This is a genomic window from Hymenobacter sublimis (assembly GCF_023101345.1).
In the GTDB taxonomy this organism is placed as follows: domain Bacteria; phylum Bacteroidota; class Bacteroidia; order Cytophagales; family Hymenobacteraceae; genus Hymenobacter; species Hymenobacter sublimis.
This window is the reverse complement of sequence record NZ_CP095848.1, coordinates 1168582-1182499: the sequence shown is the minus strand read 5'-3', so window position 1 is coordinate 1182499 and position 13918 is coordinate 1168582. Positions and strand designations below refer to the sequence as shown.

Annotated in this window: 11 protein-coding genes; 4 read left to right on the top strand and 7 right to left on the bottom strand. The window is 59.8% G+C overall.

What is annotated here, in order from left to right; all coding sequences use genetic code 11:
• Nucleotides 1-270: 270 nt before the first annotated feature.
• The 4 genes from gmd (at nt 271) to MWH26_RS05015 (ending at nt 4800) form a co-directional block, all read left to right on the top strand.
• A complete protein-coding gene (gene gmd / locus MWH26_RS05030; RefSeq protein WP_247976309.1) occupies nt 271-1383 on the top strand; it encodes a GDP-mannose 4,6-dehydratase in 1113 nt (370 codons plus the stop codon).
• Nucleotides 1384-1511: 128 nt separating this feature from the next.
• Nucleotides 1512-2462 (top strand): GDP-L-fucose synthase family protein, encoded by a 951-nt coding sequence (locus MWH26_RS05025; RefSeq protein WP_247976308.1) that lies wholly within the window; start codon nt 1512-1514, stop codon nt 2460-2462.
• Between the two features lie 36 nt (nt 2463-2498).
• The gene (locus tag MWH26_RS05020) at nt 2499-3743 is read left to right on the top strand and encodes a glycosyltransferase family 61 protein (protein WP_247976307.1); all 1245 of its coding nucleotides are present in this window, start codon (nt 2499-2501) and stop codon (nt 3741-3743) included.
• A gap of 31 nt (nt 3744-3774) precedes the next feature.
• Complete coding sequence (locus MWH26_RS05015) at nt 3775-4800, top strand: glycosyltransferase family 2 protein (protein ID WP_247976306.1); 1026 nt, start codon at nt 3775-3777, stop codon at nt 4798-4800.
• Between the two features lie 141 nt (nt 4801-4941).
• Here the strand turns inward: MWH26_RS05015 and MWH26_RS05010 are convergent, their stop codons facing one another.
• From MWH26_RS05010 to MWH26_RS04980, 7 genes are all read right to left on the bottom strand, one after another.
• Entirely contained in the window at nt 4942-6288 is a 1347-nt protein-coding gene (locus tag MWH26_RS05010) for an NAD(P)H-dependent oxidoreductase (RefSeq protein WP_247976305.1), read from the bottom strand.
• Nucleotides 6289-6396: 108 nt separating this feature from the next.
• A complete protein-coding gene (gene rfbC / locus MWH26_RS05005) occupies nt 6397-6951 on the bottom strand; it encodes a dTDP-4-dehydrorhamnose 3,5-epimerase (protein WP_247976304.1) in 555 nt (184 codons plus the stop codon).
• Between the two features lie 90 nt (nt 6952-7041).
• Nucleotides 7042-8130, bottom strand: a complete 1089-nt coding sequence (locus MWH26_RS05000) for an NAD-dependent epimerase/dehydratase family protein (protein WP_247976303.1) — start codon at nt 8128-8130, stop codon at nt 7042-7044.
• Nucleotides 8131-8253: 123 nt separating this feature from the next.
• On the bottom strand, nt 8254-9144 hold the full coding sequence (gene rfbF, locus MWH26_RS04995; protein WP_311136883.1) for a glucose-1-phosphate cytidylyltransferase: 891 nt from the start codon (nt 9142-9144) through the stop codon (nt 8254-8256).
• Between the two features lie 249 nt (nt 9145-9393).
• On the bottom strand, nt 9394-10176 hold the full coding sequence (locus MWH26_RS04990) for a WecB/TagA/CpsF family glycosyltransferase (RefSeq protein ID WP_247976302.1): 783 nt from the start codon (nt 10174-10176) through the stop codon (nt 9394-9396).
• A gap of 130 nt (nt 10177-10306) precedes the next feature.
• Nucleotides 10307-11710 carry an undecaprenyl-phosphate glucose phosphotransferase gene (locus MWH26_RS04985; protein WP_247976301.1) on the bottom strand — a complete coding sequence of 468 codons (1404 nt, stop codon included), beginning with the start codon at nt 11708-11710 and terminating at the stop codon, nt 10307-10309.
• Nucleotides 11711-11976: 266 nt separating this feature from the next.
• Nucleotides 11977-13887 (bottom strand): T9SS type B sorting domain-containing protein, encoded by a 1911-nt coding sequence (locus MWH26_RS04980; protein WP_247976300.1) that lies wholly within the window; start codon nt 13885-13887, stop codon nt 11977-11979.
• Nucleotides 13888-13918 lie beyond the last annotated feature (31 nt).

Genomic DNA, 13918 nt, shown 5'->3' with positions numbered 1-13918 from the left:
TAGCCCGGCCGCCGCTTCCGCACAAGCTGAAGCGTTGCAGAGTACAAAAGCCTGATTCCCGAAAAAGGAGTCAGGCTTTTTTTATGCCCAAATGTGTGCCTACGCCGTCAGGAGCCGGTATTCGGGGCTTGTATTTTAACTTATTCAAGTTATAAAATAAATTTTTCTGCAAAATAGGTTGTTTATCAAATTCAAAATACAATAATTTGTCGTTAAAGTTATACAGTAAAGTTCCTCTGCTTTGGCTGTTCACTCTCATTCATTCAGTATATGAAGCGCGCACTTATTACGGGCATTACGGGCCAAGATGGCTCTTACTTGGCAGAACTACTCTTGAGCAAAGGCTACGAGGTGCACGGCATCAAACGCCGCTCCTCTATGTTCAACACCGAGCGTATTGACCACCTCTACCAGGACCCCCACGAGAAGCACGTGCGCTTCAAACTTCACTACGGCGACCTAACCGACTCCACCAACCTGATCCGGATTGTGCAGGAAGTGCAACCTGATGAGATATACAATCTGGGGGCCATGTCGCACGTGAAGGTGTCCTTTGACACGCCCGAGTACACGGCCGACGTGGATGGTATTGGCACGTTGCGGCTGCTAGAGGCCATCCGGATTCTGGGCCTCACCCACAAAACGCGCATTTACCAGGCCAGCACCTCCGAGCTGTACGGCCTGGTGCAGGAAGTGCCCCAGCGCGAAACCACGCCGTTCTACCCCCGCTCGCCCTACGCCGTGGCCAAGCTCTACGGGTTCTGGATTACGGTCAACTACCGCGAGGCTTACGGCATGTACGCCTGCAACGGCATCCTCTTCAACCACGAAAGCCCGCAGCGCGGCGAAACCTTTGTAACGCGCAAAATCACGCGCGCCGCCGCCCGCATTGCCCTGGGCCTGCAGGATAAGCTGTACCTGGGTAATCTGGATGCCAAGCGCGACTGGGGCCACGCCAAAGACTACGTAGAAGCCATGTGGCGCATGCTTCAGCAGGAACAGCCCCGCGACTACGTGGTAGCCACGGGCGTTACTACCACCGTGCGCGAATTTGTGCGCTTGGCCTTTGCTGAACTAGGCATAGAGGTAGGCTTCAGCGGCGACGGGGCCGCGGAAACGGCCTTTGTAGTGGCCTGCCACCACCCCGACTTCCAGCTGCCCCTGGGCCAGGAGGTAGTAGCCGTCGACCCGGCTTACTTCCGCCCCACCGAGGTAGAACTGCTGATCGGGGACCCCACCCGGGCCAAAACTGAGCTAGGCTGGGAGCCCCAGTACGATCTGCCGGCGCTGGTCCGGGACATGGTGCAAGCCGATCTGCGCCTGTTCCGCCGCGACGCCGTGCTGCTGGAAGCCGGCCACCAGATCATGTACCACGATGAATAGGTTTTGTTAGGGTAGGAGGTGCAAGGGTAAGAGGATAGGAACTTCTAATTCTTATACCCTTGGGCCTTCTGCTTTCTTACCCTCACCCCTTCCACCTCACTCCCCTCTTTTCACCTGCCTCTCTCCCTATGGAACTGAACGCTAAAATATACATTGCCGGCCACCGGGGCATGGTGGGCGCCGCGCTCATGCGCCGCCTCGAACGGGCTGGCTACCATCATCTTATTACCCGCACATCCAAGGAATTAGACCTGCGCGACCAGGCGGCCGTGGAGGACTTTTTCTCCCTAGAAAACCCCGAGTATGTACTGCTGGCCGCGGCCAAGGTAGGCGGTATTCAGGCCAACAACACCTACCGCGCCGACTTCCTCTACGACAACCTGATGATTCAGAACAACGTGCTGCGTGAAAGCCACCGGTGCGGAGTGCGCAAGCTGCTGTTTCTGGGTTCCTCCTGCATTTATCCGCGGCTGGCTCCCCAGCCCATCAAGGAAGAGTACTTGCTCACGGGCCCCCTGGAGCCAACCAATGAGCCCTACGCCATTGCCAAAATTGCGGGCCTGAAGCTTTGTGAGGCCTACCGGACCCAGCACGGGGCCAACTTTATTACCGTGATGCCCACCAACCTATATGGCCCCGGTGATAATTACGACGCCCGCAACTCCCACGTGCTGCCGGCTTTGCTACGCAAGTTCTCGGAGGCCGTAACGCTGGGCCTGCCGCGGGTGCCGGTGTGGGGCACGGGTACGCCCCGCCGCGAGTTCCTGCACGTAGACGACCTAGCCGATGCCTGCTACCACCTGATGCTACATTACGATGGTGCCGAGCCCGTTAACATCGGGACCGGCCGCGACATTACCATTCAGGAGCTGGCCGACTTAGTAGCCGAGCTGACGGGCTACGCGGGCGAAATCCTGTTCGACTTCTCCAAGCCCGATGGCACGCCGCGTAAGTTGTTGGATGTAAGCAAGCTGCATGCCCTGGGCTGGCAGCACTCTATTGGGTTGCGCGAAGGCATTACGGCCGTGCTGCAGTCCGCCGATTGGCAACGAGCTACCTCCCAGCCCCAATTAGCTTAGCGTTCCTTCTTCCCCTCCCCTCCTATTTCTAGTACTATGCACGACGTACTACTCCGGGCCCGGCGTAAGGCGGGTCGTTTGCTGCGCGAGTGGATACCCCAGAATATGCGCTACCGCCCTATTGGCGTGCATGCCAGCAGCCGCGAGCTGGCCGCTCGGCCGGCCGGAGGAGTCGCTTACTTTGAGGTAGTGCCCGCCCATACCTCTACCCTCAGCATCCCCGACGACTTTTATAAACGGGCCTCCACCTACGGAGGGCTGCACGACAAGCCCCTGCGCCAGGAGAAAGTACCGGCGGCCTTCGTGGTAGAGCTTATCGATGGCCGGGTGTACGCCGATAACTTCAACAGCGTAGCCGTTATTGCGGCCGACAACCGCCTGGTCGGCGACGTATCGTTTCAGTACGACGGGGCCCGCTGGGATTTGACGCCGCCCGAGGAAAATAACATTTTCCGGCAGCGCTACTTCCAGCGCCCGGTGGAGCTGCCGGGCACCTTGTGCAGCCTGCTCTCGGGTGGGGGCGCGGCCAGCGGCAACTACTACCACTGGCTGATTGATTCCCTACCTCGTTTGTACCTGGTGCGCGAAGCCGGCCTGCTCGATGCCGTTGATTACTTTCTGGTGTATGATAAGTCCAAGCGGTTTGTGCTGGACACCATGGGCGCGCTGGGCATCGGGCCGGAGCGCTTAGTGGACGTCACCACGAACCCGCACGTACGAGCCCGCTGCCTACTGGCTACCCCCGGGGTGCGCGGCAACCTTACCCACACGCCGGCCTGGGCCTGCAAGTTTCTGCGCAGCATTCTGCTCCCGCCCCCGGTAGTAAATCGCTCCTTCAGCCCCTACATCTACATCAGCCGCCGCGACGCGCCGGGCCGGCATATTCTTAATGAAGAGGCCCTGGAAGCCATGCTGCGCGAGTACGGCTTTGAAACCCACGTACTCACTCCTTACACCCAGAACGAGAAAACGGCCCTGTTTGCCCAGGCCCAGATTATTGTCTCGGCGGTGGGAGCTGGGCTGGCTAATATTGTGGTGAGCCCGGTGGGTGCCCAACTGATTGAGCTGTTCCCCAGCAGCTTCGTGGTGGCTGATTACATGGAATTTACCGCCCGCATCGGCATCGACCACCACTACCTGGTGTGTGATACGCCTAACCCCAGCCGCACGCGCGCCGGGGCCCAGCGCGACCACCTAACCGTGGACCTGGATGCCTTGCGGCCCCTCATCGAAAAAGCCCTGCGCAACCAAGCCCAGCATACCCCGGTGCGCTCGGTGTAATTCCAGGCTTTGTTTTTTACTCTCCCTGCCTATGCCCTCTGTCCTACTTTCTCTGGTGTCGTGGAACAGTGCGGACTCCATTGAGGCCTGCCTGCGTTCGGCTTTAGCTCAGTCGTGGTCTGATTTTGAGTTGTGGGTGGTTGACAACAACTCGCACGACGACACCTGCGCCCGGGTAGAGGCGCTAGCGGCCACCGATTCTCGCCTGCGCCTGCACCGGCTGCCCCAGAATACCGGTTTCTGCGGGGGCCACAACTACGCCCTCGACCGCACCACCACGGATCTGGTGCTGCTGGTGAATCCCGACATCGAAATGGCCCCCGACTACCTGGCCCAGGCCATAGCAGCTATACATCGAAATCCGCGCATTGGTACGGTGTGCGGCCTGCTGCTGCAGAACCAGGACGAGGACCCACGCATTGATAGCGCCGGCATGGTAGCCCTGCCCGACGGCCGCTACGGCCTGCGCCTGCACGGGCAACGGCTCAGTGAAGTAGCGCCCCTGGCAGCTACCTACGTAGACGGTGCCGATGGTGCCCTACCCCTGTTCCGGCGGCGCTTCATTGATGATTTGCGCGTGCAGGGCGAGTTTTTCGATTCCCGTTTCTTTGCCCACAAGGAGGACTGGGATATTGCTTGGCGAGGCCGCCTTTTCGGCTGGCATACTTTGTTTGAGCCCGCTTGTCGGGCCTTGCACCCCCGGCAGTTCCTACCCTCCAACCTACGCTTGCGCCGGCGCCTAAACAGCGCTATCAAGGTAGATGCCGTGAAAAACCAGTGGCTGTTGCTGCTGAAAAACACAACCCGGGAGCAAGCCCCTGGCCTGCTGGCTCGCGCTATTCCGCGCCAGCTGGGTATTCTGGCTTATTCGTTGGTAGCGGAGCGCGACTCCTTGCGGGCCGTGCGCTACCTCTGGCAGCACTGGCGCCAGGTACTGACCACCCGCCGCCTAGTGCAGCAGCGCGCCAGCCAGCCGTGGCAGCCACCTGATGAGCCCAGCGCCCACCTGCCAGCACAACCAGCTACAGCTCTTCAGGTAGAAAGCTCTGTGCGGTAGTTCATCAACAAAAAGATCCGCAGCCTTGCGTGGCTGCGGATCTTTTCATTCGTGGGCTAGTTGAAGCAAGGCACTTCCCAGCCCCAGCAATTCATTGACTGCCAGGGCTTAGATTGCGCAGTCTGATTATAAATTGCGTATCTACAGTACAGGCTCAGAAGCCGTTAGCGGAGAAGCCGTGGAGCCAACAGACGGCTGGAAGTAAGCCGCTTGCTCCCGGCGCAACTGGTCAATCAGCCGGCCTTCGGGTAGAATCACGTCGTCGTAGGTCAGCACCTGGTCCTTGGGCACATCGTGGCGCAAAATGCAGCCTTCGGCCACGCCAATGGGCAGCAGGTTTTCGCGCTGGGTGACGTCCGCGTTTTCGGCCAGGCCATAGGTGTGGTAGTGCCCAATGCCATCGAGCACTTGGCCGGCGTGCAAATCAATTTTGGCAGCCGTTACTACTTCTACGCACATGGGGCCGGCCGGCGCGAGGGCCGCGTCTTGGAACAGCACGGCTCGGGCCACGGTGGTCGGGGTTTCAAAGTGGCACAGGTGGTAGGGCGTGTAGAAGCAGTACAGCGGCCCCGGCCCCAGCTTGTAGAGCTTGAGGTAGTGCTGCTGCACGGGGTCATCAATAGTGCCCAGCACGAACACGCCGGGTCCGGGCTCCGCTCCCACCACGTAATCCACGACGCCGGGGCCACCATTGAGCAGCAGCTCGTGCGGGTACCAGTCGGCGGCCTGGGTAACGGGCGTACCGGGGGCCACGGTGGGGCCCAGCATGCCACGGCGGGCCACGCGCATGCCTAGGGCATTGGCTATTACGGCCTGCTCGAAGCTGATCTTGCTACCATCGGCGAAGCTGGTCACCATGCTCGGGTTCTGGCCCCACTGGCGGGCAAATCCTTCCTGGGTAGTGGGGTTGCGGTAGGGGTCGTGCAGGCCCTTGATGTTGCCGCAGAGCACAGGCGTAACGCCCAGGCCCTTCACGAAGCGGGCCAGGTTCAAGGTCACGCCGGGCTGGTCGCCATCGGCCACGGTGTACACTACCCCGGCGCGGTCGGCGTATACTTTTAGAATAGGCCCCACGGTTCCGTCTAGCTCGGCATTGAGCAGCACAATGTGCTTGCCGTGCCGGATGGCTTCCAGTACCACGTGCGCCCCGTGCTCTACGGCCCCGGTCACCTCAATAATGGCCTCGATGCCGGCGGCCTGGCTTAGCAGCAGCGCATCATCGGTAATGGCCGGACGGCCCTGGGCTACGCAGGCTTCCAGCTGGGCTACCGTGCTAACCTCGGCCACGTCCGTTACCCCGGCTTCGGCGTAAATGGCGCGGGCTTTCTCGGGGGTGCGGTTGGCAATGGCTACTAGCTCCATGCCGGGTACGTAAAGGCAAATTTGCCGGGCTACGCCCCGGGCCATGAAGCCGGCCCCTACCATGGCCACCCGAATGGGCCGGCCCTCGCGCTGGCGCTGCTGCAGCGCGTTATCAATGATGAGCATCTGAATCTAATTAAGTAAGTACAGCTGACTGTTTCAGGGCAACCTCATGCAGTCAAGACCTCGCTCACCGTCCGTTCCATCCACCGCCTCGACTTTGGATATTTCGTTTTAGCTACCGATTGTCTCGGGCACGCGCAGCACAAAATCCGGGTGTTGCTGATCCTTTTCGGAAATGATAGTGGGCTCGATGGGCCACTGGATGCCAATGGCCGGGTCGTTCCAGCGCAGGCCCCGCTCAAAGCCGGGCGCGTACTTGGCCGACACCTGGTAGCCGACATCGGTATTATCCTGCAGGGTAATGAAGCCGTGGGCGAAGCGACCGGGCACGAACAACATACGGAAGGAGTCGGCGGTCAGCTCCACCCCCAGCCACTGTCCGTAGGTAGGCGACTCCTCGCGCAGGTCCACAATCACGTCGTAGATGGCACCGCGGGTGCAGCGCACCAGCTTGGTTTCCTCGTGCGGGGCCAGCTGTAGGTGCATGCCGCGCAGGGTGCCACGCCGCGGGTTAGATGATACGTTGGCTTGCAATGGGGGCATGAGGATGCCGTGGGCCGCAAACTCATCGGCGCACCAGGAGCGGGCAAAAAAGCCCCGGTCGTCGGCCATGCGGTCTACGTCGATGATAAACGCGCCGGGCAGCTCAGTTTCGGTGAAAATCATAGGTAGGTGATTGGAGATGATACAAAGGGCGAGCCCACGCGGGGCGTCATCTGGCCGTGCCCGATGCGCGGGATAAGGTGTGGGGGAGCCTTAGGCAATTACCGGTGCCAGTGCGGGCCGAGTGGCCACGGCGCGTACCCAGCTCAGGTCGTCGCCCAACTCGTGGGTTTCGCGCAGGCCGGTGAGCACGCGCAGGCGCATCAGCTCCGAGGAGCGGAAGGTAGCATCGCGGAAATTCATACCCAGCAAACCGTCGCGCAGCTCGTCAATGGTATCGGAGAGGGTGCGGCGAGGCTGATGGGTGGGAGCCAGCTCCCGGTACAAGCTGAAGTCGACGCGGTAGGAGCGTTTGTCGGGCGGGGCAGCCGCATTCAGGCTTACCTGGGTGCCGGGTAAGGAGTCGGCCACAGCGTAGGCCAGGTCACGCACTTGGTAGTTCCACTGCTCCGAACCGGTGTTCACGGCCAGGAAGGTGCCGCCTACCTCGGCGGGGCGGCCAATGGCCCACTCAATAGCCCGGGCCATGTCCTGCACATGAATGAGGGGGCGCCAGGGCGTACCGTCGCTTAGAATGCTGATTTCTCCGGCGGCCACGGCCCCGGCCACGAAGTCGTTGACTACCAGATCCAGGCGCAGCCGGTCGCTCCAGCCGCAAGCCGTGGCAAAGCGCAGGCAGGTAATCAGGAAGTTGTCATCAGCCAGGGGACGCAGGTCCTGCTCGGTCATCACCTTGGAGCGGGCGTAGGCCGTCAGCGGGTTCAGCTCCGAAGTTTCCCTTTTGGCCCCCTCGCCGCCGGCCCCGTACATGCTGCAGCTGCTGGCAAAGATGAAGGAGCTGACGCCGGCAGCTTTGGCCTGACGCGCCAGTTCGATACCAGCCCGGTAGTTTACATCCAGCGTCACCTGCTCATAGGTCTGGCCCATGGGGTCGTTGCTGATGGCGGCCAGGTTTACTACCGCATCTACCCCATCGAGCAGGCCGGCGGGCAGCTGGCGGATGTCGCCGAAAATCTGCCGGTCCAGGCGCGACTCCGGCAGGCGGCGGGCCCCGGTGAGGCAATGGGCAAAGTAGCCCATGTCATACCCAATTAACTCAGCCTGCGGAAACTGCTGACGCAGATGACGCACGACACCCGGGCCCACATAGCCCATATTACCCGTGATAAGGATTCGCTGCATACGGTGAAGTAGTGAGATGGTGAGATAGTGAAATGGTGAGCTAAAAGTGCTAATGGCGCGTATTGGGCGGTTCGGGCCGCCAGAACGTCAAACTCACCTTTTCACTAGCTCACCAGCTCACCTTTAGTCGGCGGGCATGATGGTGGGGGCGGCTACCCGCTGGTGCGGGGGCGCTACCACGGGAGTGGCCAGGATGTCGGCTAGCACGGGGTCCGGCTCCGCCGATTCGGGTTCGTTGCTCCATACTTTCCACTGGGCCCGGCCCTGCTGCCACATTTCTTCCAGCATATTCTTATCGCGCAGCGTATCCATGGGTTGCCAGAAGCCGGTGTGCCGGAAGGCAGCCAAGCGGCCCTCGGAGGCCAGACGCTCCAGCGGTGCCTTTTCCCACACCGTTTCGTCGCTGTCAATGTAGTCGAACACGGAGGGCTCAAGGACAAAGAAGCCGCCGTTAATCCAGGGCGTTTCGCCGCCCTCGGGCTTTTCCGTGAAGCTGGAAACCAAGCTGCTCGACTCTTGCAAGTTAAATACCCCAAAGCGGCCGGGTTGGCGCACGGCCGTGAGGGTAGCCAGGGCCCCTTGCTGGCGGTGGTAACGTACTGCTTCCCGGATGTTTACGTCCCCTACCCCGTCGCCGTAGGTCAGGCAAAACGTTTCGTTGTCAACGTAGTCGCGCACCCGGCGCAGGCGGCCGCCAGTCATGGTTTCCTGACCGGTATCCACCAAGGTCACAGTCCAGGGCTCGGCGTGGTTGCGGTGGATCTGCATCTCGTTGCGGTCCATGCGGAACGTTACGTCGGAGTTGTGCAGAAAATAATCAGAAAAATACTGCTTGATCATATGCCCCTTGTAGCCGCAGCAAATAACAAAGTCGCGAATACCGTGGTGGGCATAGATTTTCATAATGTGCCACAGGATCGGCCGGCCCCCAATTTCTACCATTGGTTTAGGCCGTACGCCACTTTCCTCGCTGATACGGGTGCCGTAGCCGCCCGCCAGAATTACTGCTTTCATACGCGTGAGGGGTTGTAACTGGAAGGTCAATAAAGAAGTCAGCGAGAGGAGCGCAACCCCTAAGTTGGGTGGTACTTATACAGCGCTAAAGTTCCTGAAATATACTGCTAATTGTAATATTGTCAATAATTATTATCAATATTTTTAAAATAAAGTAAAGTTCACCTCAGCATTGTACCGAGAACAGCACATAGCAAAGCACCCACACCTAGTAGGTAGGCAGGGACGCTAGTATGTAGCAAGTAAGTGTTAGGCTGCTGGCCGGGGCACGGGCCGACCGGCTACGTGAGAGGCCGCGCGCCGAGTAAGCAAGTACACAAACCGGGTATTAGTGACTAAATAGCGGCGCCACAAACGGCGCGGCTCCAGCCACAGGCGGTAGGCCCACTCCAGCCATAGGCGGCGGGCCCACAGTGGCAAACGCGGCTCTAAGCCCGCGTACACCGGAAACGCCTGCCCTACCCCAAGCATACACGCCCGCACACGCCCCTGGTGAGCGGCCATCCAACGTTCCTGCCGGGGACACCCCAGGGCTACGAACAGCAAATCGGGGTCGGCGGCGTTGATGGCTGCAACCTCTGCTGCGTCTTCTGCGGGCGTTAGGGGCCGGAAGGGCGGCGAGTGTACCCCAGCAATGCGGAGCGTGGGCAGCTCCCGCCGAGCCCGGGCTACCATAGCTGTTAATACCTCAGTAGTAGTGCCGTAGAAATACACAGACTGTCCGCTTTCAGCCGCGGCTTCTAGCAGGGCCGGCAACAAATCCATGCCGGCCACGCGGGGCTGGGGCGGGGTATCGGGGTTGAGCCACTGCACGGCCGCAGCCACGGGACTACCGTCTGGCGCTACCACTGCAGCCTCGCGCAATAGCTGCCGAAACTCCGGGTCGCGCTGGGCTTCTACCACCATGTGCACGTTAGCAAAGCACACGTAGGCTGAACTGCGGGCCTTGCCTAGCTCCAGAATAGTGGAAACGAAGCTGGCTACCGGGCCGGTGGAAATCCAGGAATCCAGAACGGGTACCTTTGGCAGCATAAGGTAGAAAGTGAGGTAGTGAAAGGGTAAGTTAAACGTCAGCTTAGGGAATGGCGTGAAGTAATTTTGCTGCTACTTCTCGTCTCGGAGAACAGCAAACTTGCCACTTCACCACTTCTCATTCTCACCGCTAATAGGCGTTTTTCTCGCCTTTTACCATGTTCCAAAGCGTGAGGCCGATGATTTTCATATCGAGGCCAAACGACCAGTTTTCCACGTATTTCAGGTCGTACTCTACTCGTTTTTCCATGGTGCCTGCCTCGCGGGTTTCGCCTCGGAAGCCATTCACCTGGGCATAACCCGTAATGCCGGGCGTTACGGCGTGGCGCATTTGGTAGGTACGGATGTGCTTGCTGTACTCCTCCAACTGGGAAATCATGTTGGGCCGGGGGCCTACCACCGACATGTGGCCGAGCAGCACGTTAAAGAACTGGGGAAGCTCATCGAGGTTGTACTTGCGCAGGTACTGGCCTACCCGGGTGATGCGGGAATCATTTTTGGTGGCTTGCAACTCGCTCTGGCCGTGGTCGGTGCGCATGGTACGCAGCTTGTAGCACGGGAAAAGCTGGTTGCGCTTGCCAGGCCGCATCTGCTTGAAAAACACTGGTCCTGGCGAATCCAGCTTGATGAGCAGGGCCAGCGCCGTGAGCACAAACGGGAATACGCCCAAGATAATGACCAAGGAAAAGGCAATATCGAACAGACGCTTCAGCAGCTGGTTGGTGCGGATGCCCAGGGGTGCGTGCCGAATGGTCAGGATCGGCATGTGGTCGTAGAAGTAGACGTTCACATCTTTACGGACAGTGCCGCGGAAATCGGGGACAATACGGAACGACAGGAAATGGTCATCGGCAAAGCGCGATAGGTCTTCAATCAGCTGCCGACGGTCGAGGGGCATGGCGAAGTAAATTTCGTCTACTTGGTCGCGCACACAGAAGTTTTTCAGATCAGAGACGCGGCCGCGCACTAGGTGTTTCAGGCTGGCGGGCACGTGTTCGGTGCTATCCGTGAAAAAGCCCATGAACTGGTTGGCAATCGGGTCGTGGGACTGCAGGAAGCGGTACAGCTCCTGGCCGCTGGCCCCCGCCCCCACAATCACGAAGCGGCTGTGGGGCCGCGCCAAGTGCGTATGGTAGGCCCGGTACAGAAATGTTATTAGGAAGCGCCCAGCTACCACGGCCGTCACGGAGAAGCTGTACACCGAGAATAGGTAGCGCACAGGCAGCCAGTACATACGCATAGCTACCACCGCCAGCAGCACAATACCGGCGTGCAGCAGGAACGTGCGCATCAGGTACAGCAGCTTTTCGGGGTAGGTAATGAGCCGATCGGTGCGGTAGATGTTGGCAAACTGCCCCGAAATGATCCACCAGATCAGGGCGAAGATGGCGTAGAAGAACGGGTAATAGCCCCCAAAAGACCAGTTGCCCAGGAATAAGTAACCAGCTACCCGAAAAGCTCCGAAAATCAGCAATACGTCTACCAGAGGCAGGATAAAGCGCGAAGTATCAGCGTAGTGTCTGTAGCGTTCCATAAGCTAAAGAGAGAGGTGCTAAGGAGACTAAACCGTGAAAAAATGTGAAAACACCAATCGAGTGCTTACCCAACAAAGAAACGCATAATTGTTCTTTAAACAATAATAAATAGTATTAATTTTTAAAAGCTGTAAACTATACCTCAAAATGATTCAGATAGTTACATCCAGCCCCAAACTTCTCGGGTAAAGCCACGCTGCCCGCCCGCTACGGCACATACCGTAACGGGCGGGCAGCTTGAAATTTTCCTATAACACTCTCTTGCTCAGGGATTCACCTGTAGCCAGCCTTTGTACTTACGACCATCGGTGTAGGTAATTAAAAAATAGTAGGTGCTGGCCACGCCTGCGCCGGCCCACGTAAAGCTCCGGCTCCCTGAGCGGTACACCTCCCTTCCCCACCGGCTATAAATGGCAATGCCTCCAAAGCGGCCGTCGCACAAGTCGGGCGGCAGGTCAGGTAGCACAAACGAATCATTCTTTCCGTCGCCGTTGGGCGTGATGATGTTGGGCGGCAGGAAGGCCACCGTATCGGGCGTTGGGACCAGCTCAAAACGGACCGTTCGGGTCTGGCTGAGGTTGGCACAGGTAGCCTGTTCCTGCAGCCGAAACGTGACTACCATATCTGGGAACTGCTGGGCGGCGCAGGAGGCCTGCCACTGAAACGTGCCGGCCGCCTGGCCCCGCCCGTTCTGGGCCGTAAAGGTCATGCCGGCCGCCGCTAAGTCGAAGTTTTGCCCGGTGGCCGTTAAGGTCAGTGGGTCGCCGTCCGCATCCAGGCCGGCCAGCGTAGCCGAGTAGGTAGTGCCCACGGGTACCCGCACGGTTATCGGTGGAGCATCCTGGGCGTTAATACCGGGCGGGAAGGTAGTCGTCAGTTGGGGTGCCGCATCGGGTGGGGGCGCCGCCGTGAAAGCCACCCGCACGGTGTCGCGCTTGGGCAGGCTGCACCCGTCGTCGGCCACAATCACGTCCAGCAAATACACTTGGCCTTTAGAATCCAGGCACTCGGAAAAGCAGAAGCGGGCCGTGAGCGTGTCGGGAGTGCCGGGGCCCCGCACCACGCCGGTGGTGGCGGTAGTAAAGGTGGGCACCGGCGTGGTAAAATTGACGGGGCGCAGGGCTACCGTCAGGCGGGAGTTGGCATCGGGGTCCGTGAAGCGCACTTGCAGGCAGTGGTCGGCGCCGGGCACTAGCCGCAGTGTATCGCGGCCGGGGCGGTAGGGCACACCGGCCGAGGTGCGGAGCTGCAGGCTAGGCACGGTGTTGCGGGGGCAGTTAAGGACGTAGAGCTGAAAGTCGCGGCGGGTTTCCCCAATTTTCTGCCTGCCCCGGTACTCGGTGCAGCGCACCCCAAACACGAATAGGCCCAGCTGGGTAGGCCGCACCATGAGGCGGCCCGTACGGGCATCAATGCCAAGGGTAGGGTTGCCGGGAATCTGATTTTGGGTGCCTAACCCCGCCACCCACGAAATGGGCGCGTACGGGGCGGGTGCGGCCTGGTTGGGGCTGGAGTTGCCGGTGCTGGCGTGGCCATTCAGGGGCGTCACCATATCGTAGACCAGGGAGTCGCCATCGGGGTCCTGCCCGCCGAAATCGTAGTAAAATAGCTCGCCCCGGCAGGCGTAGTCGCCTAAGGGCGGAAAGATGCGCGGGGTAGAGTCAACGAAGGGGCGGCCGTTGCGCACGACGGCCGGAAACTCCAAGTAAAAGGCCTGAGCCGCACCCAAGGAGTTAATGATGTTGCTCAGCCCTTGGTTGCGGCAGCAACGCTCCACGGCCACGTAGTATCCGGCCGGACTGGTGTACGTGGCCGCGGGCAGCGTGATATTGACGGTATAAATGAGCTTGCGGGTGCTGAGCGAGGAGCTGGTGCAGGCCGGATTGGTGTAGCTCACAAACGTGTTGCTGGTTAGGGGTAGCGTCACGTTCTGCATGCGTTGGTTCGTGGCCTTGTCGAAGATGCTGGCCTGCATGCTGTTATCTAGGGCGCCGGGGCTGCCATTGATGGCATCGAAGTAGAGGTTGAGCGTGAGGGCATAGGAGCTGCCCGACCGATACTGCAAATCCAGCTCGCCGCCCACAATGTGGGTGGCGCGGGCGCTCGGCGCCACCAGCAACCACAACCCAGCCACGGCCAGCCACACTACCCGGGAAATTCGCGTACATCTTCTCATACCTGTCAGAAAAGCGGAAAGAATAAATCCA

Coding starts and splice junctions, on each gene's coding strand:
- MWH26_RS04980 (WP_247976300.1), bottom strand. CDS start 13,887: ATGAGAAGATGTACGCGAATTTCCCGGGTAGTGTGGCTGGCCGTGGCT.
- MWH26_RS05010 (WP_247976305.1), bottom strand. CDS start 6,288: ATGCTCATCATTGATAACGCGCTGCAGCAGCGCCAGCGCGAGGGCCGG.
- MWH26_RS05025 (WP_247976308.1), top strand. CDS start 1,512: ATGGAACTGAACGCTAAAATATACATTGCCGGCCACCGGGGCATGGTG.
- gmd (WP_247976309.1), top strand. CDS start 271: ATGAAGCGCGCACTTATTACGGGCATTACGGGCCAAGATGGCTCTTAC.
- rfbF (WP_311136883.1), bottom strand. CDS start 9,144: ATGAAAGCAGTAATTCTGGCGGGCGGCTACGGCACCCGTATCAGCGAG.
- rfbC (WP_247976304.1), bottom strand. CDS start 6,951: ATGATTTTCACCGAAACTGAGCTGCCCGGCGCGTTTATCATCGACGTA.
- MWH26_RS04990 (WP_247976302.1), bottom strand. CDS start 10,176: ATGCTGCCAAAGGTACCCGTTCTGGATTCCTGGATTTCCACCGGCCCG.
- MWH26_RS05000 (WP_247976303.1), bottom strand. CDS start 8,130: ATGCAGCGAATCCTTATCACGGGTAATATGGGCTATGTGGGCCCGGGT.
- MWH26_RS05020 (WP_247976307.1), top strand. CDS start 2,499: ATGCACGACGTACTACTCCGGGCCCGGCGTAAGGCGGGTCGTTTGCTG.
- MWH26_RS04985 (WP_247976301.1), bottom strand. CDS start 11,710: ATGGAACGCTACAGACACTACGCTGATACTTCGCGCTTTATCCTGCCT.
- MWH26_RS05015 (WP_247976306.1), top strand. CDS start 3,775: ATGCCCTCTGTCCTACTTTCTCTGGTGTCGTGGAACAGTGCGGACTCC.